This is a genomic window from Rhodococcus sp. K11/5 (assembly GCF_055193735.1).
This window is the reverse complement of record NZ_CM143721.1, coordinates 1,861,538-1,881,759: the sequence shown is the minus strand read 5'-3', so window position 1 is coordinate 1,881,759 and position 20,222 is coordinate 1,861,538. Positions and strand designations below refer to the sequence as shown.

The following is a 20,222-nucleotide window of genomic DNA, read 5'->3' as shown; positions in this document are numbered from 1 at the left end:
CCGTGTACGGGTGGCGCGACGTTCCGCATCGGTCGCGTGGATGTCGTCGTGTCCGAGCGTGTCGGAGTCGAAGGTCACGGAGGGCGGGGTCACGGTCTCACTTCTCGTTTCGTACGGAGCGGGCGGAATCGATTCAGTCGGATCCGAGTCATCCGGATCGCAGTCCGGCAATAGGACATCATCCACCCGCCGGGGAGTCTTTCGCCAATCGAACGACCGTGAGTTCGCGCACCCGACGCGGCCACGGACCCGCGGAAGGGAGGGCCGTGCTCTCGGCTGCCGCCGGGTCGGACCTACATAACGCCGGCGCGCTCCTTGGACGTTTCCCAAAAACAAACCCGAGGCTGGTTTCCCGTGGGAAAGCACGGCATGGTCGAACCTTGGAAGTGTCCGCATTCGACACACGGAATCGGCCTCGCGACGCCCGCGACGGGCGAATCGGAGTGGTCGACGCTCATGTCGAGCAGAACGGTCTGCAGGGGTTCGAAGGTGGATATCGCGTCATCCGACGGCAATGACGCCGTTCGTCTCGGTGACACTGCGTCTCGCTATGCGGAGATATTGGCCGACGTACTCGATCTCCCGTCCGTGGACGTCGACGCCCACTGGTTCTCCGACCTCGGCGCCGACTCGTTGGTCATGGCCAAGTTCTGCGCCCGGGTACGTCGCCACTCGGACCTTCCCCCTGTGACCATGCGCGATATCTACGCCACGTCGTCCGCGCGCGACCTGGCCGCGGCTGTCGACGGTGTCGGTGGTGTCGACGAAACGCGCGGCGATACCGAGCACCCCGGCGCACCGTCCGTCGTCGGCGCGCTTGCGGTCGACGAGAACGAGCACCGCGCCGGAACCGCGCAATACGTGTTCTGCGGTGGTCCTCCTCGGCTACCGAGCGACCGACGGCGTCGTCGAAACGGGGCCCGTCACGATCGGGCCGCGAGCACTGATCAGCGAGGCGACCGTCGTCGACATCGATTCCGAGATGGGTGACGACACCCAATTGGGACACCAGTCGAGCCTGCACACAGGTCAGCGCGTGCCCGACGGAGAACAGTGGGCCGGGTCGCCCGCCTCCCGAACGGAGTCCGATTTCGCGCTTCCCGCCACACCCGTGGACATCGGACGTCGCCGGGCGCGCTACGTGACCGCCCAGATGTTCTCGCTGCTGTTCCTCTACCTCCCGCTGTTCGTGGGCGGTGCGGATGTGCTGCTGTCGATGATTCCGGACTTCGAACTGAATCCGGCCGCGGCGTCACCGGCGTCACCCTTCTTCTACCTGGAGGCGCTCGAGATCTCGGCGCTGTGGTTCGCGGGTGTGTTCGTCGGCGGACTCGTGGTCGTCGCGGTGGTCCCGCGACTGCTGGCGCCGCTGGTGCGCCCGGGAAAGACGTATCCGCTGTACGGAATCCACTACACCGCGGCTCGGACCATCGCCCGCCTCACGACGGTGAAATATTATCTGTTTCTCTTCGGTGACAGCTCGTACGTCCTGAATTATCTCCGCTGGATCGGATACCGCCTCCATCACGTCGCGCAGACCGGTTCGAATTTCGGTACCGCGGTGAAACAGGAGAATCCGTTCGCGACATCCGTGGGCAGCGGAACGATGGTCGCCGACGGTCTCTCGGTCATGAATGCCGAATACACCAGTACCTCGTTCCGTATTTCACCGGTTCGGCTGGGCTCCAACAGTTTTCTCGGTAATCGGATCGCCTTTCCGCCGAGCGGTCGTACGGGCGACGATTGCCTGTTGGCCACCAAGGTGATGGTGCCTGTCGACGGCCCCCTCAGGACGGGCGTGGGTCTTCTCGGGTCACCGGCGTTCGAGATTCCGCGGACCGTCGAACGCGACCACCGGTTCGACCACTGGACCGAGGGCGCCGAGTTGCATCGCCGGCTGCAGGCGAAGAACCGACACAACCGGACGAGCATGGTTCTGACGCTCCTCGCGCGCTGGTTCTACTTCTTCGGCGTGACGGTACTGACGACTCTGACGGCACTCGCCCTTCCACGCCTCGGCGTTCTCGCCTTCCTCGGTCAGGCTCTGGCCTTCCTGATCTTCACCACGGTGTGGTTCGTGGTCCTCGAACGTGCCGGGGCCGGCTTTCGTCGCCTCCGCCCCCGGTTCTGTTCGATCTACCACCCCGATTTCTGGCGGCACGAACGTTACTGGAAGTTCGTGGTACCCGACTGGGACCGGGCCCTGGGCGGTACGCCGTTCAAGAATCTCGTGTCTCGCATGCTCGGTGTCGACATCGGACGGAGGGTGTTCGACGACGGATGCTCGCTCACCGAACGCACGCTGGTGACCATCGGAGACGACGTCACGCTCAACGGACACAGCGTGATTCAGTGCCACTCGCAGGAGGACGGCACCTTCAAGTCCGACCGCGTGCGCCTGGGCGACCGCAGCACCATCGGGCTGGGCGCCTTCGTCCACTACGGAACCGTTCTCGGCGCCGACGCGCGTCTGGAACCCGACAGCTTCCTCATGAAGGGCGAGGAGGTGCCGGACGGTTCCGAGTGGGGTGGGAATCCGGCGGTGCACCTCACGGCCGGTCCGAACCGGGTCGGCCGGCAGGATCACGTTCGTGATCGATCGAACGGTCACGTCGTTGCATTCGTCGCGCCGACCGTCGACGTTGCGAACGTCGGGGTCGCGAACGCCGGGGGCGAGAACGGCGGGTTCGAGAACGTCGGGGTTGCGAACGCGGACCGTGACGATTCCTCCGAGGTCGCCGCGCGCGCTTTCTGGGCCGGAGTCCTCGCTCGCGGTGGGGTGACGTCGGTACCCCCGTGGTCGCCACCCGGAACGGCGGCCGAGATCGCCGACCTCACCGTCGATCTCGGTCCGTTCCTCCGCGCGGGCCTGGACCAGATCGAGCACGTGTCACGTCGCACGTTGGTGCTGGCGGCGCACGTGGCGGTTCTCGCCACCGTCACTCGGGCGGACGAGGTGTGCACGCGGTTTCGCACCGATCCGCTCGAGACTCCGGTTCCGTTCGTCGCCGCAACGGCCGTCGACACCTGGCGCGAACTCCTGGTTGCCGTCGCTCGCACCGAGCAGGCGATCGGGGAGCACGGCGGTCCCCCGGCCCCCGAGTCGATGGAGACCGTCGCCGAGGTGGGTCCGGTCACCAACGCGATGTTCGTCGGGGAGAACGCCTCCTCGACGTCTCTGCCCCCGTCCGTCGCCGTCGCCGTCGGGTGCGCAGGCGACGGCAATGCTCTGACCCTGCGGTATCGCACCGAGCATCTGTCGTCGGAGGCGGCGGCCCGATTCGCGGGGTACCACCTCCGAGCGCTCGAACTGATGACGGCCGATCTCGACGCTGCCTGGACCGCGAACACGCTCCTGTCGGACACCGAACTACTGGTGCAACGCACCGGGATGTGGTTTCGCCGTGTCGAGGTGCCGGAGCTGCCCGTTCACCGGCAGTTCGCCGATCGGGCTCGACGACACCCCCATGCCGTCGCCGCGGTCTCCGGCACCACCGAGTGGACCTACCGCCGACTGCAGGCCGCCGCCAACCGCGTCGCACACACCCTCGTCGAGGGCCACGTGCATCCGGGTGATGTGGTGGCCGTCGCCACCGAACGCACACTCGGCTGGCTGGCGACGGTGCTCGCCGTGTTCGAAGTCGGGGCGGTCTACCTGCCGATCGAACCGCACTTCCCGACCGAGCGCATCGAGACCACCCTGCGGCGGGCGGAGTGCAGGATCGTAGCGGTGGAGGGTTCCGGCTCCACCTCCGTCCGCGACGCCTCGGCTCGCGCGAACGCGACCGTGATCGACCTGGAGGACCCGCTCGGCCGATTCACGAAGGGCGAGGAAATCCACTGGGCGGGCCGCTCGTCCGGTGCGCCGGTCACCCTGGACAGCCCCGCGTACATCTATTTCACCTCCGGGTCCACCGGTCAGCCCAAGGGCGCGGTCTGCGCTCACTCCGGCATGGTCAATCACATCGCGGCGAAGATCGACGACCTGTCGATCGGCGACGGAGCCGTCGTCGCCCAGATCGCCCCGCAGTGCTTCGACATCTCCCTGTGGCAGCTCGTCGCCGGGCCGCTCGTGGGCGGCCGCACGGTGCTGATACCGGGGGATGTGCTGCTCGACGTCGCACGATTCGTCGACTGCGTGGTCGACGCCGAAGTGTCCGTCCTGCAGGTGGTTCCGTCCTACCTGGACGTGGTCCTCGCCTATCTCGAATCCTCACCGCGGGAACTTCCCCACCTCGGCTGCGTTTCGGTCACCGGAGAAGCCGTCAAGAAGGATCTCACCGAACGATTCTTCGCGACGCTGCCGACCGTCGCGCTGGTGAACGCGTACGGACTCACCGAGACCTCGGACGACACCAATCACGAGGTCATGCACTCGGTTCCGGAGCGCGACCGCGTGCCACTCGGTCGACCCATCGGCAATACCCGGATCTACGTGCTGAACGACGAGTTGGAGCCGGTCCCCCTGGGGTCTCACGGCGAGATCGTGTTCTCCGGCGTCTGCGTCGGGCTCGGCTACGTCAACGACCCCGAGCGAACCGCAGCGGTATTCCTCGAAGATCCGTTCCACGCGGGCGAGCGGCTCTACCGCAGTGGAGATCTGGGACGGTGGTTGCCGGAGGGCAAGCTCGAGTTCCTCGGACGACGAGACACGCAGGTCAAGGTGCGCGGCTTCCGCATCGAGATCGGTGAGATCGAGAACGCCCTGCTCGAGGTCCCCGGAGTGCGCGACGGCGCGGTGGTCGTGGCCGAATCCGCGGACGGCGGTGACCATCTCGTCGCGTTCTACACCTCCACCGAACCCATCGCGGTGCGGACGATTCGCGACCACATCGCCGCGTTGCTGCCGCACTACATGGTGCCGTCGGTATGGCACCACTGCGAGACCCTGCCCCTGACGGCAAACAGCAAGATCGACCGCGCCGCACTGACGCGACGAGCCACGGCCACACTCACGCAATCGGTGACACCCGAAGTTGCCGCGGCAGCGTCCACGTCACCCGCGGAACGACGTCTGGCCGAGGTCTGGGCGCGAGTGTTGGGCGTGGAAGCGGACGCGATCGCCCCGACGGACAGTTTCGCCCTCCACGGCGGAACCTCGCTCTCTGCAGTCAAACTGGTGATCGCTCTGGATCATTCGGTGGGTATCGAGGACGTCAGGTCGGCGCCCACCCTCGCCGAACTGGCGCGGCTGCTTCCCTCCACCTCTCCCTCGCCGCGAGACACCGGTGTCGTTCACGCGAACGGCGTGGCCCGTACGGACACGGCCGACGTGACAGGACCCCCGCGATGACTGCCACTGCCACTGGTACGACAGCCACTGGTACGACTGCCACCGGCACGACTGCTGTCGACACGACCGTCCGAGACGCGAGCGCGATCGACGTTCGATCGGATCCCGGTCGGCCCCCGATCGTGATCGCCGACGACACCGATGTCCGGGCGTGGGTCGCACGTCGTCGTTCCGACCTGCAGCGAACGGTCGGCGAGCGGGGAGCCGTGATGGTCCGCGGTCTCGCACCGGCGAACCCGGCGGACGTCGAGTTCGTCGTGCGATCGATCGCCGGCGAATCCATGGCCGAACGCGAGCCCTTCGCCGCGCGTCGCCGCCTCGGCAACGGCGTCTACTCCTCCACGGACTGGCCGGCGAGACAACGGATGTGCCTGCACAACGAGACGAGTTACGCGCTGGACCTCCCGTCACTCGTCGTCTTCGCCTGCCGAGTCGCGCCGACCGACGGCGGTGCCACCCCGATCGCCGACGGCTGTGCCGTGCTCGACGCGCTGCCACCGGCTCTCGTCGAGCGGGTGGCCCGGGAAGGGTGGATGCTCCGACGAGCGTTCACCGGTGACGTGGGATCGACGGCAGCCGAATGCTTCGGCTCCGCAGACCGGGCCGACCTCGCGAAGTACTGCCGCAACAACGCTGTACGAGCGGAGTGGCGAGGCGACGTGCTGACCACCTCGCAGGTGCGGCCCGGAGTGGTCCGGCACTCGGGGAACGACGAACCGATCTGGTTCAACCAACTGGCGTTCCTCAGCGAATGGGGCATGGATCCGGACGTGCGGCAGTTCCTTCTGGACATCGGCGGGCCCGAGGCGCTGCCGTTCACCACGGCGTACGGCAGCGGTGAGCCGATCGACGCCGAGACGGTCGATGCCATCGGGGCGGCATACGACGCGTGCGCGGTCCGCGAACCCTGGCAGGCCGGCGACCTGTTGATCGTCGACAACATTCGTACCGCTCACGGCCGCGACCCGTTTTCGGGTGACCGTGACGTCATCGTCGGCATGGGAGGACCCGTGCGCCACGAAGGATCGGAGAACTGGACATGAGCACCGATACGATCGGAACGTTCGCCGTCATCTCGGGCGGACAGGTGCGGTCTGCGTTGACCGGCCGCGAATCGGACGTCGTGGCGTTGGTGGAGGAGACCTATCGGCGACACGGATCGGGCGACACCGTCAACCCACCGTCGTACTTCCTTCGCTTCCCCGACCGCCCGCGCTCACGGATCATCGCGCTTCCTGCGTCGATCGGGACCGGACCCCGGCCGGTGGACGGGATCAAATGGATCTCGAGTTTCCCCGACAATGTGGACAACGGCATTCCGAGGGCGTCGGCGGTCCTCGTTCTCAACGACGTCGAGACCGGGTATCCCTTTGCCTGCCTGGAGAGTTCCATCATCAGCGCAACCAGGACGGCGGCATCCGCCGCGCTCGCCGCGGATGTGCTGACCCGAGACAGACCGACTCGGCCGACACGCATCGGATTCGTCGGGACGGGTCTCATCGCCCGGTACATCCACGGATTTCTCGCTGCCACCGGGTGGTCCTTCGATCGGATCGGTCTCCACGACGCCGTTCCCGCCGGAATGGACGGGTTCCACGGCTATCTCGAGAGCGCGGGAGTCGACGTCGACATCACCCACCACGCGACGGCGCGGGAGTTGATCCAGGCCAGCGAGATCGTCGTGTTCGCCACCAACGCGGGCGAACCGCACGTTCACGATGCGTCGTGGTTCGCACACAATCCGCTCGTTCTGCACATCTCGCTCCGTGATCTCTCCCCCGAGATCATCCTGTCCTCGACCAATGTGGTGGACGACGTCGAGCACTGCCTGAAGGCGAACACCTCACCGCATCTCGCCGAACTACGTTCAGGATCGAGAGATTTCGTCGACGGCACCCTTCCCGAGGTACTGGAGGGCACCGTCACGTTGCCCGCCGACAAGCCGATCGTGTTCTCTCCCTTCGGTCTCGGCGTTCTCGATCTCGCGGTCGGCACCTTCGTCTACGACGCCGTGACGAACTCGGGAGATCTGCTCGTCATCGACGACTTCTTCCACGAGCGCACGCGATTCGGCTGATCCGATCCACCCAGTCACCCCACCGACGTCAGGACATCCCTGTGCCCGTCATCTCCGCACCGCACGAGTACCACGAGGACGATCTCTTCGTGGATCTGTCGCCACTGTTCGAGTTCCCTCTCGCTCTGAAATGCGAATGCTTCAACTTCGCCGGTTCGGTCAAGTTGACGCCTGCACTCGCGATGGTCGAGGCAGCCGAACGCGGCGGGCGCTTGCGGAAAGGATCGGTGCTCGTCGAATCGTCCTCGGGCAATCTCGGTGTGGCTCTCGCCGTCATCGCGGCGAGCAAGGGGTACGGATTCGTCTGCATCACCGACAACCGGTGCAACCGCTCCACGCGTCAGACGATGGAGGCACTGGGAGCGTCGGTGCAGGTGATCACCGAACCGGATCCGGTTCACGGGTTGCTCGGGGCGCGGATCGACCGGGTGCGCACACTGTGTGCGTCGGATTCGAAGTACGTCTGGCTGAACCAGTACGAGAACGAGAACAACTGGCAGTCGCACTTCGCGCGCACCGCCCCCGCCATCGCTCGACAGTTCCCCGACGTCGACGTCGTGTTCATCGGCGCCGGAACCACGGGAACTCTGATGGGCTGCGCAAGATGGTTCGCTCGATCGGGCCGCGACGTCCGCATCGTCGCGGTCGACACCGTCGGGTCGGTGACGTTCGGCGGACCTCCCAGCGTGCGGATGATTCCGGGCCTCGGTACCGGTATCCGGCCATCGATGCTCGACGAGAGTCTCGTCCACGATGTCGTGATGGTCCCGGAGGCGGACACGGTGCGGATGTGTCGGCGCCTCGCCGCACGCGGCTTTCTCTTCGGCGGTTCCACCGGAACGGTGGTCAGTGGCGCTGCCCGATGGCTGGCCGATCACCGGCCGGCCGATTCCCTGGCTGCGATGCCGCGGGCGGTCGCCATCGCGCCGGATCTCGGCGAGCGGTACCTCGACACCATCTACACGGCGCCCTGGGCGGACGCCCTGCTCGAACGCGGTGCGGATGCCCTGCTCGAACGCGGTGCGGTCTCGGTGTCGCCGTTGCCGGTTCGCGCATGACGGGCATCGGCACGTTCGTTCCCTCCCCGTGGAGCGCGGCGGGCCGCGAACTCGCCGCACGCATGGAACCGGCGGACGTCTCGGTCTCCGAGACACCCGTTCCCCGGACACCCGCGCCCCGGACACCCGTGCCCGACGAACGAATGGTCGAGCCCCCGGGTCGTCCGTCCCGGCGGGCCGCACGACCGCGTGGCGGGACGGCACTGCGCACCGGTGTCGCGGCGTTCGCGCGTCGGCGACGCGTGCTCGTGGCGGCGTCGCTACTGCTCGGGCTGATGCGGCTCGGGTCGACGGTCGGGCTCTCGGGTGGGTCCCTCGACGTCCGAGCTCTCGTCGATGCGGTCGCGGTGTCGGTGGCCGCTCTCGTCGTGCTGGCCGTGGCGGTCCCCGTCGTCCGCTACGGGCGCGACCGATTCACCGAGTTCGCTCCGGGGGAAGACGTCGTCGATCGCCTGGGGCTCCCCGCGGCCACGGTCCGGCCCGACGAGCCCACTTTCGCGCTCGCACTGCTCGACATCGCCGGATGCGTCTCGGAGCACGACAGCCTGACTGTCGTTCAGCTCAGCCACCCGGCCGACTGCGAACTCGGCCGGGACCTCGCCGCGGCCTCGGCGCTCGTCGGTCGACCGCGCACCCTGCACGAGCTGACCCCCGGAAGTCCCCCTCACCGGTCCGGCCGCAACATCGACGAATCCGCCGGTCGGCTGTACACGTATCGGACCACCGAACTGTCCCTCGCCGCCGTGACCACCCTGTCTGCCACGCCGCGCCCCTGCCTTCTCGTCGTGGACACCGCGCGCTCCACCTGGCGCGACCTCACGGGCGCGGTGGAACGGTTGAATGCACTCGGCTGCGCGGTGCAGGCCGTCGTCGTCTGGACGGGCCGCATTCCACGCGACCCTTCGGACAGCTGGGACCCCGGCCTCGTCTCGGTGCCGCACCACTCCTGAGCGGGCTCCCGGCGGACGAATTCGAGGCACTCGTTCACCCCTTTTCCCGGACCCGCTACCATTCTCGACAAGGTCATGAGCGCCAGCATCGAGCCCCGGCTTGCTGGCCGGCAACCCTCCAACCGCGGTGGGGTGCCCCGGGTGATGACCGGGTTACTCGGCGCAGTACGACAGCCGAGAGCAAGCGCGGGTCCGTCACCTCGGGCCCACCGACCGGGCCGATCCTTCGGCCCCGACCGGCCGCTTCCGACGCGGCCACTCGGAGGTTTCCACGTGTGTAGCTGTTCGCGATAGGCCCCGACCACTTCCCTCGTGCCCGACCCGACTCCGTGATCTCGGGCGTGTCCGACCCACGACGCAGCACGCGCCGACCGGGTCCGCGCACCGCATGGTCACCGACTCGATCGGGCTCTGTTCGACCACCAGCAGAGGACACAGAACCGTCATGACCGATACCCCGAACGACGCCGAACTCGTGAACGAAGTCGGCGCCCCCGTCGACGATCCCGCGCTCAACTGGAGCTTCGAAACCCGGCAGGTCCACGTCGGTCAGGTCGCCGACTCCACCACCCATGCCCGTGCTCTGCCGATCTACCAGACCACCTCGTACACGTTCGACAACACCGACCACGCGGCCGCGCTGTTCGGTCTCGCCGAGCCGGGCAACATCTACACCCGCATCATGAACCCCACCCAGGACGTCGTGGAACAGCGCATCGCCGCCCTCGAGGGCGGCGTGGCGGCGTTGATGCTCGCGTCGGGTCAGGCCGCGGAGACGCTCGCGATTCTGAACCTCGCGGAAGCCGGAGATCACATTGTCTCGAGCCCCAGGCTCTACGGCGGCACGTACAACCTGTTCCACTACACCCTGCCGAAGATGGGCATCACCACGACGTTCGTCGACGATCCCGATGATCTCGACCAGTGGCGCGCCGCCGTCACGCCGAAAACGAAAGCGTTCTACGGCGAGACGATCTCCAATCCCAAGAACGACATCTTCGACATTCCAGGGGTCTCTGCGGTCGCCCACGACAACGGTGTGCCGCTGATCGTCGACAACACGGTCGCGACGCCGTATCTGATCCGGCCGCTCGAGCACGGCGCGGACATCGTGGTGCACTCCGCGACCAAGTACCTCGGCGGCCACGGCACAGCCGTCGCCGGAGTGATCGTCGACGGTGGCACGTTCGACTGGACGCAGGGACGTCACCCGAACTTCACCACCCCCGATCCGAGCTATCACGGCGTCGTGTTCGCCGACCTCGGCGCACCGGCTTTCGCGCTGAAGGCGCGGGTACAGCTGTTGCGCGACATCGGTGCGGCCGTGTCCCCGTTCAACGCTTTTCTCATCAGTCAGGGCATCGAGACACTCAGCCTGCGCATGGAGCGGCATGTGCAGAACGCCACCGCCGTCGCGACGTACCTCGAAGGCCGTGACGATGTGACATCGGTGAACTACGCCGGCCTCGAATCGTCGCCGTGGTACCGCCGCGGACAGGACATCGCCCCGCGCGGGACCGGCGCCATCGTGGCGTTCGAGCTGGCCGGAGGCCTGGATGCGGGCAAACGCTTCGTCGATGCGCTCGAACTGCACAGCCATGTCGCTAATATCGGGGACGTGCGTTCTCTTGTGATACATCCCGCGTCGACGACGCACTCGCAGTTGACGCCCGACGAGCAGATCGCGTCCGGGGTCACTCCCGGCCTCGTGCGGCTCGCCGTCGGGATCGAGGGTATCGACGACATCGTCGCCGATCTGGAGAAGGGTTTCCGGGCCGCATCTTGATACTCGACACCCCATCGTTCGCCCGTTCGTCGGCGCTTCCGCCGCCGGACGGGCGAGTGGGCTCGGTGCACATCGGTGATGTGCCGCTGGAGAACGGCGACGTGATCTCCGACGTCACCGTGGCCGTTCAGCGTTGGGGGGCGCTGTCGCCCGGGCGCGACAACGTGGTGCTCGTCGAACATGCGCTCACCGGCGACTCCCACCTCACGGGCCCGGCCGGACCGGATCACCCGTCGCCGGGTTGGTGGACCGGCTTGGTCGGTTCCGGCCTCCCTCTCGACACCGACCGTTGGTGCGTGATGGCCACCAACGTCCTCGGTGGGTGCCGCGGCACCACCGGCCCCTCGTCGCTCGCACCCGACGGCCGAGCGTGGGGCTCCCGCTTCCCCGCCATCTCCATTCGGGATCAGGTCACGGCCGAGACGATGGTGGCCGATGTGCTCGGCATCGATCGCTTCGCGGCGGTCGTCGGTGGATCCATGGGGGGCATGCGGACACTCGAATGGCTCGTCGGACATCCCGCCAGGGTCGCGTCGGGCCTGGTGTTGGCGGTCGGCGCGCGGGCGTCCGCGGATCAGATCGGGACGCAGACCACGCAGATGGCCGCCATCACCGGCGATCCGGACTGGCGGGGCGGGGACTACTTCGACGCCGGTGTCGAGCCCCTGACCGGCTTAAAGATCGCCCGTCGCATCGCGCACCTGACGTATCGCACGGAACACGAACTCGACGCGCGGTTCGGGAACTCGTCCCAGGTGGGCGAGGATGCGTTGGCCGGCGGTCGCTACTCGGTCCAGAGCTACCTCGAGCATCAGGCCGACAAGCTGGTCGGTCGATTCGACGCGGCGACGTACGTTCTGCTCACCGAGGCGATGAACCGGCACGACGTCGGTCGTGGCCGCGGCGGAATCGAGCAGGCGTTGCGATCGGTCACGGTGCCGACGGTGGTAGGTGGGGTCGATTCCGACCGGCTCTATCCGCTGCGTCAGCAGCAGGAGATCGCCGACCTGATTCCGACCTGCGACGGTCTGCGAATCATCTCCTCGAGGGACGGTCATGACGGATTTCTGACCGAGCCGGAGCCGGTCGCGGCGATGTTGCTGGCCACGATGGATCTGGCGACCGACTCGATCGGCTGACCCGCCGGACCCGTCGGTCGGGTCGGTAACTCGGGTCCGGGTATCGAACCCGTCAGTCGGTGCCCAGCGGGTCGATCGACACCGCGAGCCACACGACGGCTCCGCCGACCGCGGCGAGCGACAGGGTGTCGAACATCCGCGACCGCACGGCCAGAAGCCCGACGCGTTCGGTGCTCAGGAACAAACGGCACGCGGCCGCGAGCAGGGTGGCGAGGCCGAAGACGAACGCCCCGCGTCGCCACCGGTCCGCGAGAACCAGCACGACGGCCGCCGCGATGACCACCACCACGGCGATCATCGGCAGGCTGCGGCGAATCGCGTCCCGCGTCATCGTCCGCTCGTCGCCGTTGCTCGTTCGGCGCTCTCGACCACATTGCTCAACAGGAACGCACGCGTGAGGGGCCCGACTCCGCCGGGATTCGGGGACAGGAATCCGGCGACCTCGGCGACGTCGGCCGCGATGTCTCCGCGGAGTCCGTCGTCGGTCCGCGAGACCCCGACATCGACGACGGCCGCACCGGGCTTGACCATGTCGGCGGTGATCAGGTTCGGAACGCCGGCGCCGGCGATCACGATGTCGGCGCGACGCACCTCGGCCGCGAGGTCACGAGTTCCCGTGTGGCACAGGGTGACCGTGGCGTTCTCGGAGCGTCGGGTCAGAATGAGACCCATCGGACGCCCCACCGTGACCCCGCGGCCCACGACAACCACGTGCGCCCCGGCGATGGGAACGTCGTAGCGCCGAAGGAGATGCACGATCCCGCGCGGCGTACACGGCAGCGTCGATTCCTTTCCGAGAACCAGACGTCCGAGGTTCACCGGGTGCAAGCCGTCGGCGTCCTTGGCGGGATCCACCCGCTCGAGGGCGCGGTTCTCGTCGAGATGTTTCGGCAGAGGCAGTTGCACGATGTACCCGGTGCACGCGGGATCGGCATTCAGTTCGTCGATGACCGCGTCCAGTTCGTCCGAGGTGACATCCGCGGGCAGATCTTTGCGGATCGAGTGGATTCCCACCTTGGCGCAGTCGTTGTGCTTGCCACGGACGTAAGCGGCGGATCCGGGATCGTCGCCCACCAGGACTGTGCCCAGTCCCGGGACGATGCCTTTCTCCCGGAGCGCGGAGACCCGCGCGGTGAGGTCCACGAACATCTCGTCGCGGGTGATCTTTCCGTCCAGTCGCGTTGCGGTCACGGGGGCCAGTTTCCCACGTCCGCGTCCGTCGGCGGCGCATGGCAGGGTGAAGCGGTGTTTCGACTGATGTTTCATGAACCCCGGATTCCGCAGAACACCGGCAACGCCATACGTCTGGTTGCCGGGACCGGCTGCGAACTGCATCTGATCGAGCCGCTCGGGTTCGATCTGTCCGAACCGAAACTGCGCCGAGCCGGGCTGGATTACCACGATCTGGCCTCGGTGACCGTTCACCCGGACCTCGCGACCGCGTGGGAGGCGCTGGCACCCGATCGGGTGTTCGCGTTCACCACGCACGCCACGACGTCCTACGCCTCGATCGAGTACCGGGAAGGGGACGTGTTGCTGTTCGGTCCCGAGCCCACCGGACTGGCTCCCGAAGTACTCGACGATCCTCGCGTCACCGATCGCATCCGCATTCCGATGCTCGAGGGACGACGCTCGATGAACCTGGCCAATGCGGCCTCGGTCGTCGTCTACGAGGCGTGGCGTCAGCTCGGCTTCGCCGGCGGCGTCTGACCCTTCGCCCTGCGGCGCCGAATCTTTCGGACGACGATCACGATTCCCACCAGCACGGCGACGAACGCGAGCCAGGGCAGCGCGGCGGCGATGAAGAGAACCCCGGCGCCCAGAGCACTCAGCAGCGCGTTCCATCCGTCCACGATCGCGCCGGTCACTCCCCCGGACGACACCTCGTCGGGGTCGGTGGCCGTGAGTTGCAGCGTGATCGTCGCCAGTTCGATCCGGTCGTCGAGCGATTGCTGTTGGGAACGCAGGCTGTCGAGTTCTCCCTGTCGATCCGACAACGCCGTTTCGATGGCGATGAGGTCCGCGGTGTCCGCGGCTGTGGTGAGGAGTTCTCGGAACCGGTCGACGGTTGCCTGCAGCGCCGCGATTCGAGCCGAGAGATCCTGGCTCTGCATCGTCACGTCGGATCGATCGAGGCTCGACGACGTCACGGTGCCGAGATCCCGGAGTTCCACCAGGGTCGCGTCGAGTTCGTCCACCGGGATGCGCAGTGTCAGCGAGCTCGATGCGATCTGATCCTCGACCGCCGGGGAGTCCGTCCGGGAATCGACTCGGCCACCTCGTGTACTCACCGCATCCTGAGCGCGGTCGGCCACTTCCTGCGGTTCGTCCACGGTGACAGCGAGGAATCCGTTGACGACGTCCTGCCGCGAGGACTCCGACGTCGAGAACTGGCCGCGCGCGGGTGCGTCGGCGGGGCCGACCGAATCGAGCATCGCTTCGGTTCCTGGTTGTTCCACGACGTCGACGGCCGTGCCCGGACCCAGATCCGGTTCGTTCTCCGCGCATCCGGCCAGGAAAAGAGCGCCGAGAATCGAGAGCGTCACCAGCAATCGTGTTCGCATGACGTGCATGCTAGCCAGCCAGAATGGAGTTGTTCCTCGACACAAACTGCACCCTTTACGTTCGGAGTAAGTAATCGAACACTTGTTCGATATGTCGGTTACTCTGGACGTATGGAACCGGGGGGTCCGCAGGATCAGGGGGTGAGCGACGCAGCCGAGGCTGAGGCGCCGGCCTCGCCGTGCCCGGACGGCTCGGCTGCCGGTGATTCCGATGCTGCTGGTTCTGCTGCTGGTGTTCCGGTGGTGTCGACGGCGATCTCCGACCCGGCGGCGGGTGCGGTGATCGCCGACCTCGAAGCCGCGGTGTCGGCGGTGGCGGCGCTCGATTCGTGGTCGCTGCCCGCCGCGGACACCCGCGCGGTACTGGTGCGGGCGGAGACGGTGATCCGCACCCTGGTGGGGGCCTCGCACACCTGGTTGCACGAGGTCGTCGAACGCGGCGGGTTCGACGACGTCGTCGGCGCCCTGGGATCCGGGGGTGCGCCGTCGGCGTTGGCGCATCTGCTGCGCGTCACTCCCCGCAATGCCGCCCTGCGCCTGCACGTCGCGGCCGACCTCGCGGACCGGACGACGCTGACGGGCGATCCGGTGGACCCGCGGATGCCCCACGTCGCCGCAGCCTCCCGCGAAGGAGTCCTCGATCCGGGGCACGTGGCGGTGATCCGCAAGTTCCATCGGGATCTGCCCGCTCGCACGGACCCGGGGCAGCGTGATCAGGCGGAGAAGCAGTTGGTGGACCTGGCCCGGTGGGTGCGCCCGGACGAGTTGGCGGTGGCGGCGAAGCGGATCCTGGAGTTGCTCGACCCCGACGGCGCCGCCCCCGACGACCACGATGCCGCGCGGAAGCGGTTCATCCGGTTCGACCCGCAGGGGGTGGACGGGATGTCGACGGGCAGTTTCTGTGTCGATGCGCATCTGCGGGCGATGCTCGAGGTGGCGTTCGAGGCGCTGTCCACTCCGGGGCGTTGCATGCCCGGCGAGGACGATGCCGGTACCGACGGGGTGAGGTTCCCGGCCGGCGCCGCCGAACCCCCCACACAGACACCGGACGCGGACGCGGACGGCGCGAACGGCGCGGACGACGAGACCGCAACCGACGCCGATCGCGCTGATGTCGATGACGCTGCGGGCGATATGGACGACGCTGACGACTCCGCCGGCCCTGCCGTGCCTGACGACGCCGCCGAGACCGACGATGACGACGTCGACAGCCCTGTCGACGATCTCGACGCCGCCGACTACGCCGGAGCCGGTCACGACGCCACCCTCGACCTCGAGCTGGACCTGGACTGGGCCTCGGGTACCCCCGAGGCCGTACCAGGGGAGAAGTCTGCCTCCGACCCTGCTGCTGCGGATCGCGCCGGCCGGGATTTCCGCACCGGTGGGCAACGACGCCACGACGCCCTCAAACACCTCCTCGCAGAAGTGCTGGCCTCCGGCACCCTCGGCACCCACCGGGGCTTTCCCACCACCGTCGTCGCCACCATCGGCATCGACGAACTCACCGCCGCCGCCGGACTCGCCCCCACCACCGGCACCACCCTGTCCATCGGCGACCTCATCCGACTGGCGTCGGCCTCGCACCCGTACCTCGCGGTGTTCGACGACGCCTCCGGCCGCACCCTGCAACTACTGCGCAGCAAACGCTGCGCCAGCACCGATCAGCGTCTGGCCCTGTTCGCCCGCGAACGCGGCTGCACCTTCCCCGGCTGCACCCGACCCGCCATGAGAACCCAGGCCCACCACACCCACGAGTGGGCCGACGGCGGCTACACCGACATCGACACCCTCACCCTCGCCTGCCCGATGCACCACCGCCTCATCGGCACCGCCCCCAACCAGTGGGCCACCACCAGAGCCCCCGCCGGACACCGCCACGCCGGCCTGACCCTGTGGCACCCACCGGCCGTCCTCGACCCCGACCGACGCGGGCGACCCAACCACTACTTCTTCCCCGAGAGATACTTCCTCGAGTAGCTCGGCCGAGCACAGGTCACGAGCCGACCCGATCATGAGCACGTGATCGGGTCCTTCGTGCTACCTACCGAAAGTCTCTGGACCGCAGCAGTACTCGAAGATCGAGAGGATCGAGACGATCGGCGACCAAGGTCACCACCCCCTCGGCGTTCTGGACGATTCCGCGAATGAACAGCGCTTGCGACAGCTGCGCCAGACTGCGGTACTTGGCCCACAACCCCACCGAGCACACCACGTTGATCATGCCCGTCTCGTCCTCGAGGTTGATGAACGTGACCCCGGCGGCAGTCGCGGGACGCTGACGATGGGTCACGGCTCCTGCCACCAACACTCGATCCCCGTTCGCCACCGCCAGCAGCCCGTCGGCAGGAACCACGCCCATCTCGTCCAACTGCTTCCGCAGGAACTGCGTGGGATAGCTGTCGGCCGACACTCCGGTTGCCCAGATGTCGGCCGCCGCCAATTCCCACGAACTCATGCCGGGCAGCGACGGCGCTCGTACGGACGCGCCCAGCCCCGGCAGTCGGTCGGGCCGCTCCCCCGCCGCGGCACCGGCAGCCCAGAGGGCCTCCCGACGCGTCACTCCGAAGCAGGTCAGGGCACCGGCCGTCGCCAAGGACTCCGCCCTCGGTACCGAAAGCTCCACCCGCCCGGTAAGATCGAGCAACGATGTGAACGGGCCACCCTCGTCTCGAACGCGCACGATCTGCTCCGCCAGATCCGTCCCGATGCCCCGCACCTCGGCCAATCCCAGCCGCACATCCATACCGCCCGCTTCGACGGTCGCGTGGGCGAGGCTTCGCGACACGTCCGGACCGTGCACGGTCACCCCGTGCCGTCGGGCATCGGCCACGAGGGACTGCGGCGAATAGAAGCCCATGGGTTGAGCACGGAGCAGACCGGCGCAGAACACCGCCGGATGGTGGAGTTTGAACCACGACGAATAGAACACCAGGGACGCGAAACTCTGCGAATGACTCTCGGGAAAACCGAAATTCGCGAAGGCATACAGCTTGTCGAAGATGCGGTCCGCCTTCGTCCCCTCGATACCGTGCAGCTTCTTCATCCCGTCGTAGAACCGCTGACGAAGCTGGTTCATCTTCTCCGGGCTTCGTTTCGAACCCATGGCCCGTCGCAACTGGTCGGCCTCGGTCGCCGAGAAGCCGGCCACGTCCACGGCCATCTGCATCAGCTGCTCCTGGAAGAGCGGCACCCCGAGGGTGCGCTCGAGCGCTCGCTCCAACGAGGGGTGGTCGAAGGTCACCGGCTCCAGACCGTTGCGTCGACGGACGTAGGGGTGCACCGAATTACCCTGAATGGGACCGGGTCTGATGAGTGCGACCTCCACCACCAGGTCGTAGAACTCTCGCGGTTTGAGCCGTGGCAGTGTGGCCATCTGGGCCCGCGACTCGACCTGGAAGACACCGACGGAATCGGCGCGCTGGAGCATCTCGTACACGGCGGGCTCGCCGAGATCGAGTTCGGCGAGATCGACGGTGAGCCCCTTGTGCTCGTCGACGAGGTCGATCATGTAGCGCAGCGCCGACAACATGCCGAGTCCGAGCATGTCGAATTTGACCAGTCCCACTGCGGCACAATCGTCCTTGTCCCATTGCAGGACAGTTCGCCCCTCCATGCGGGCCCATTCCACCGGGCACACGTCGGCAATGGGCCGGTCGCAGATCACCATGCCCCCGGAGTGAATTCCGAGATGACGCGGAAAGTTCTCGATCTGCGCCGCGAGATCCAGGACAGGCTCCGGAATCCCGGTCACCTCGTCGGTGTTCCGATCGATTCCCGACCACCGAGTGATCTGCTTGCTCCACGCATCCTGTTGACCCTGCGAGGCTCCGAGTGCGCGCGCCATGTCGCGAACCGACGACTTGCCCCGATAGGTGATCACGTTCGCGACCTGCGCCGCGTAATCCCGCCCGTACTTCGCGTAGACGTGTTGGATGGCCTCTTCGCGGCGATCCGACTCGATGTCGACGTCGATGTCCGGCGGCCCGTCCCGCTCCACGGACAGAAATCGTTCGAACAGCAGCCCGTTGCGTACCGGATCGACGTTGGTGATCCCGATGGCGTAGCACACCGCGGAGTTGGCCGCGGATCCTCGACCCTGACAGAGGATTCGACGGCTCTTGCAGAAATCGACGATGTCGTGGACCACCAGGAAGTAGCCGGGAAAATCGAGCTCGGTGATGGTCGCCAACTCGTGCTCGATCTGAGCGTAGGCCGCCGGCTCGTCCTCACGGCGACCGTACCGGCGAGCGGCCCCCACCATCGTCAACTCACGCAGCCAGGTGATCTCGGTATGGCCGGAGGGAACGTCGAACGGGGGCAACTGGGGCGCGATGAGCTGGAGATCGAACGCGCAGTCCGCTCCCAGCGCGGCCGCACCGGCAACGGCACCCGGATAGCGCTCGAACATCCGAGCCATCTCCGCCCCCGAGCGCAGATGGGTGCCACCCAGCGGCGGAAGCCATCCCGACGCGTCGTCGAGGCTGCGTCGGGCCCGGACCGCGGCCATCGCCATCGCCAACCGCCGACGCTCCGGTCTCGCGAAATGTGCTGCGGTGGTGGCGATCACCTGCACGCCGACACGAGTGGCGATCTCGAACAACGCATCGTTGCGCTCGTCGTCCTCCGCCGTGCAGTGGTCGGTGAGTTCCACCGAGACCCGCCGCGCACCGAAGCGCTCGACCAGATCACCGAGCGCGTTCTCGGCGGCCGCGACACCACCCTGCGTCAACGCCTGTCGCACACTGCCTTTGCGGCATCCGGTGAGAATCTGCCAGTGCCCCTCGGCGGCAGCGGTCAACTCGTCGTAATCGTAGATCGGCTTGCCCTTCTCCTCTCCGGCGAGATGTGCCGCCGCGATCCGACGGGACAGGCGCCGATACCCCTCCTGACCGCGCGCGATCACCAGCAGATGGGTGCCGGCCGGGTCGGGAGCACCTGTGCGGGGGCCCGCCACGGTCCCGTCGCCGGGCCCCAGGGACAGCTCGGCTCCGAACACCGTCTTCATACCCAGTTCGCGCGCCGCCTCGGCGAAACGGACGACCCCGTACATTCCGTCGTGATCGGTAAGAGCGATCGCGTCCAGTCCCAGACGCGCCGCCTCCTCCACCATCTCCTCGGGCTGCGACGCCCCATCGAGGAAACTGAACGCCGAATGGGCGTGCAGTTCCGCATACGGAACCGCGCTCGGCGGGCGCTCGATCGCCCCGACGTACGCTTCGCGCTTGCGCGACCAGGCCGGGCTGTCTCCTCCGTCACCGACCAGCGGGTCCACGACCCGGGGCCGTCCGGACAGCACCCGTTCCATCTCGGACCACGTGGGAGGACCGTCGTTCCACGACACCGACCCCACCCCTT

General features: G+C 67.4%; 14 protein-coding genes and 1 riboswitch. Of the genes, 10 read left to right on the top strand and 4 right to left on the bottom strand.

All coding sequences use genetic code 11. From position 1 onward, the window contains the following. The first annotated feature begins 561 nt into the window (after window positions 1–561). The 8 genes from ACY466_RS09050 to metX all read left to right on the top strand — a co-directional run bounded on the left by ACY466_RS09050 (window position 562) and on the right by metX (window position 12,303). On the top strand, window positions 562–990 hold the full coding sequence (locus tag ACY466_RS09050) for an acyl carrier protein (protein ID WP_463252197.1): 429 nt from the start codon (window positions 562–564) through the stop codon (window positions 988–990). Further along, a complete protein-coding gene (locus ACY466_RS09045) occupies window positions 872–5,293 on the top strand; it encodes a Pls/PosA family non-ribosomal peptide synthetase (protein ID WP_463251801.1) in 4,422 nt (1,473 codons plus the stop codon). The genes ACY466_RS09050 and ACY466_RS09045 overlap by 119 nt, the downstream gene beginning before the upstream one ends. A gap of 122 nt (window positions 5,294–5,415) precedes the next feature. Next, a complete protein-coding gene (locus ACY466_RS09040) occupies window positions 5,416–6,336 on the top strand; it encodes a TauD/TfdA family dioxygenase (RefSeq protein WP_463251799.1) in 921 nt (306 codons plus the stop codon). Beyond that, entirely contained in the window at window positions 6,333–7,370 is a 1,038-nt protein-coding gene (gene sbnB / locus ACY466_RS09035; RefSeq protein ID WP_463251797.1) for a 2,3-diaminopropionate biosynthesis protein SbnB, read from the top strand. Before ACY466_RS09040 ends, sbnB begins: the two co-directional genes overlap by 4 nt. Window positions 7,371–7,411: 41 nt before the next feature. Further along, window positions 7,412–8,428: a 2,3-diaminopropionate biosynthesis protein SbnA gene (gene sbnA / locus ACY466_RS09030; RefSeq protein WP_463251794.1), complete on the top strand. Its 1,017-nt coding sequence runs from the start codon at window positions 7,412–7,414 to the stop codon at window positions 8,426–8,428. After that, complete coding sequence (locus ACY466_RS09025) at window positions 8,425–9,378, top strand: hypothetical protein (RefSeq protein ID WP_463251792.1); 954 nt, start codon at window positions 8,425–8,427, stop codon at window positions 9,376–9,378. The genes sbnA and ACY466_RS09025 overlap by 4 nt, the downstream gene beginning before the upstream one ends. 71 nt (window positions 9,379–9,449) lie before the next feature. Continuing rightward, window positions 9,450–9,571: riboswitch (SAM riboswitch) on the top strand. A 252-nt stretch (window positions 9,572–9,823) separates the two neighbouring features. Further along, a complete protein-coding gene (locus tag ACY466_RS09020; RefSeq protein WP_463251790.1) occupies window positions 9,824–11,164 on the top strand; it encodes a bifunctional o-acetylhomoserine/o-acetylserine sulfhydrylase in 1,341 nt (446 codons plus the stop codon). Continuing rightward, a complete protein-coding gene (gene metX, locus ACY466_RS09015) occupies window positions 11,158–12,303 on the top strand; it encodes a homoserine O-acetyltransferase MetX (protein WP_463252196.1) in 1,146 nt (381 codons plus the stop codon). The genes ACY466_RS09020 and metX overlap by 7 nt, the downstream gene beginning before the upstream one ends. Before the next feature lie 52 nt (window positions 12,304–12,355). Here the strand turns inward: metX and ACY466_RS09010 are convergent, their stop codons facing one another. Continuing rightward, window positions 12,356–12,634 carry a DUF3017 domain-containing protein gene (locus ACY466_RS09010; RefSeq protein WP_463251788.1) on the bottom strand — a complete coding sequence of 93 codons (279 nt, stop codon included), beginning with the start codon at window positions 12,632–12,634 and terminating at the stop codon, window positions 12,356–12,358. After that, the gene (locus ACY466_RS09005; protein WP_463251786.1) at window positions 12,631–13,494 is read right to left on the bottom strand and encodes a bifunctional methylenetetrahydrofolate dehydrogenase/methenyltetrahydrofolate cyclohydrolase; all 864 of its coding nucleotides are present in this window, start codon (window positions 13,492–13,494) and stop codon (window positions 12,631–12,633) included. Before ACY466_RS09005 ends, ACY466_RS09010 begins: the two co-directional genes overlap by 4 nt. A 54-nt stretch (window positions 13,495–13,548) precedes the next feature. On the opposite strand from ACY466_RS09005, the gene ACY466_RS09000 reads away from it, so the two are divergent. After that, window positions 13,549–14,013 (top strand): tRNA (cytidine(34)-2'-O)-methyltransferase, encoded by a 465-nt coding sequence (locus ACY466_RS09000; protein ID WP_463251784.1) that lies wholly within the window; start codon window positions 13,549–13,551, stop codon window positions 14,011–14,013. Here ACY466_RS09000 and ACY466_RS08995 read toward each other — a convergent pair. After that, the gene (locus ACY466_RS08995) at window positions 13,986–14,867 is read right to left on the bottom strand and encodes a DUF4349 domain-containing protein (protein ID WP_463251782.1); all 882 of its coding nucleotides are present in this window, start codon (window positions 14,865–14,867) and stop codon (window positions 13,986–13,988) included. The genes ACY466_RS09000 and ACY466_RS08995 overlap by 28 nt on opposite strands. Window positions 14,868–15,008: 141 nt before the next feature. Between ACY466_RS08995 and ACY466_RS08990 the strand changes: the two genes are divergently transcribed. Further along, the gene (locus ACY466_RS08990; protein ID WP_463251780.1) at window positions 15,009–16,844 is read left to right on the top strand and encodes an HNH endonuclease signature motif containing protein; all 1,836 of its coding nucleotides are present in this window, start codon (window positions 15,009–15,011) and stop codon (window positions 16,842–16,844) included. A gap of 64 nt (window positions 16,845–16,908) precedes the next feature. Here the strand turns inward: ACY466_RS08990 and ACY466_RS08985 are convergent, their stop codons facing one another. Further along, a complete protein-coding gene (locus ACY466_RS08985; RefSeq protein ID WP_463251778.1) occupies window positions 16,909–20,208 on the bottom strand; it encodes an error-prone DNA polymerase in 3,300 nt (1,099 codons plus the stop codon). Window positions 20,209–20,222: the final 14 nt, after the last annotated feature.

What these genes read in the sequence shown, in the direction of transcription:
- ACY466_RS09020 (WP_463251790.1), top strand. Translation starts at nt 9,824, where the DNA reads ATGACCGATACCCCGAACGACGCCGAACTCGTGAACGAAGTCGGCGCC.
- ACY466_RS09010 (WP_463251788.1), bottom strand. Translation starts at nt 12,634, where the DNA reads ATGACGCGGGACGCGATTCGCCGCAGCCTGCCGATGATCGCCGTGGTG.
- sbnB (WP_463251797.1), top strand. Translation starts at nt 6,333, where the DNA reads ATGAGCACCGATACGATCGGAACGTTCGCCGTCATCTCGGGCGGACAG.
- ACY466_RS08995 (WP_463251782.1), bottom strand. Translation starts at nt 14,867, where the DNA reads ATGCGAACACGATTGCTGGTGACGCTCTCGATTCTCGGCGCTCTTTTC.
- ACY466_RS09025 (WP_463251792.1), top strand. Translation starts at nt 8,425, where the DNA reads ATGACGGGCATCGGCACGTTCGTTCCCTCCCCGTGGAGCGCGGCGGGC.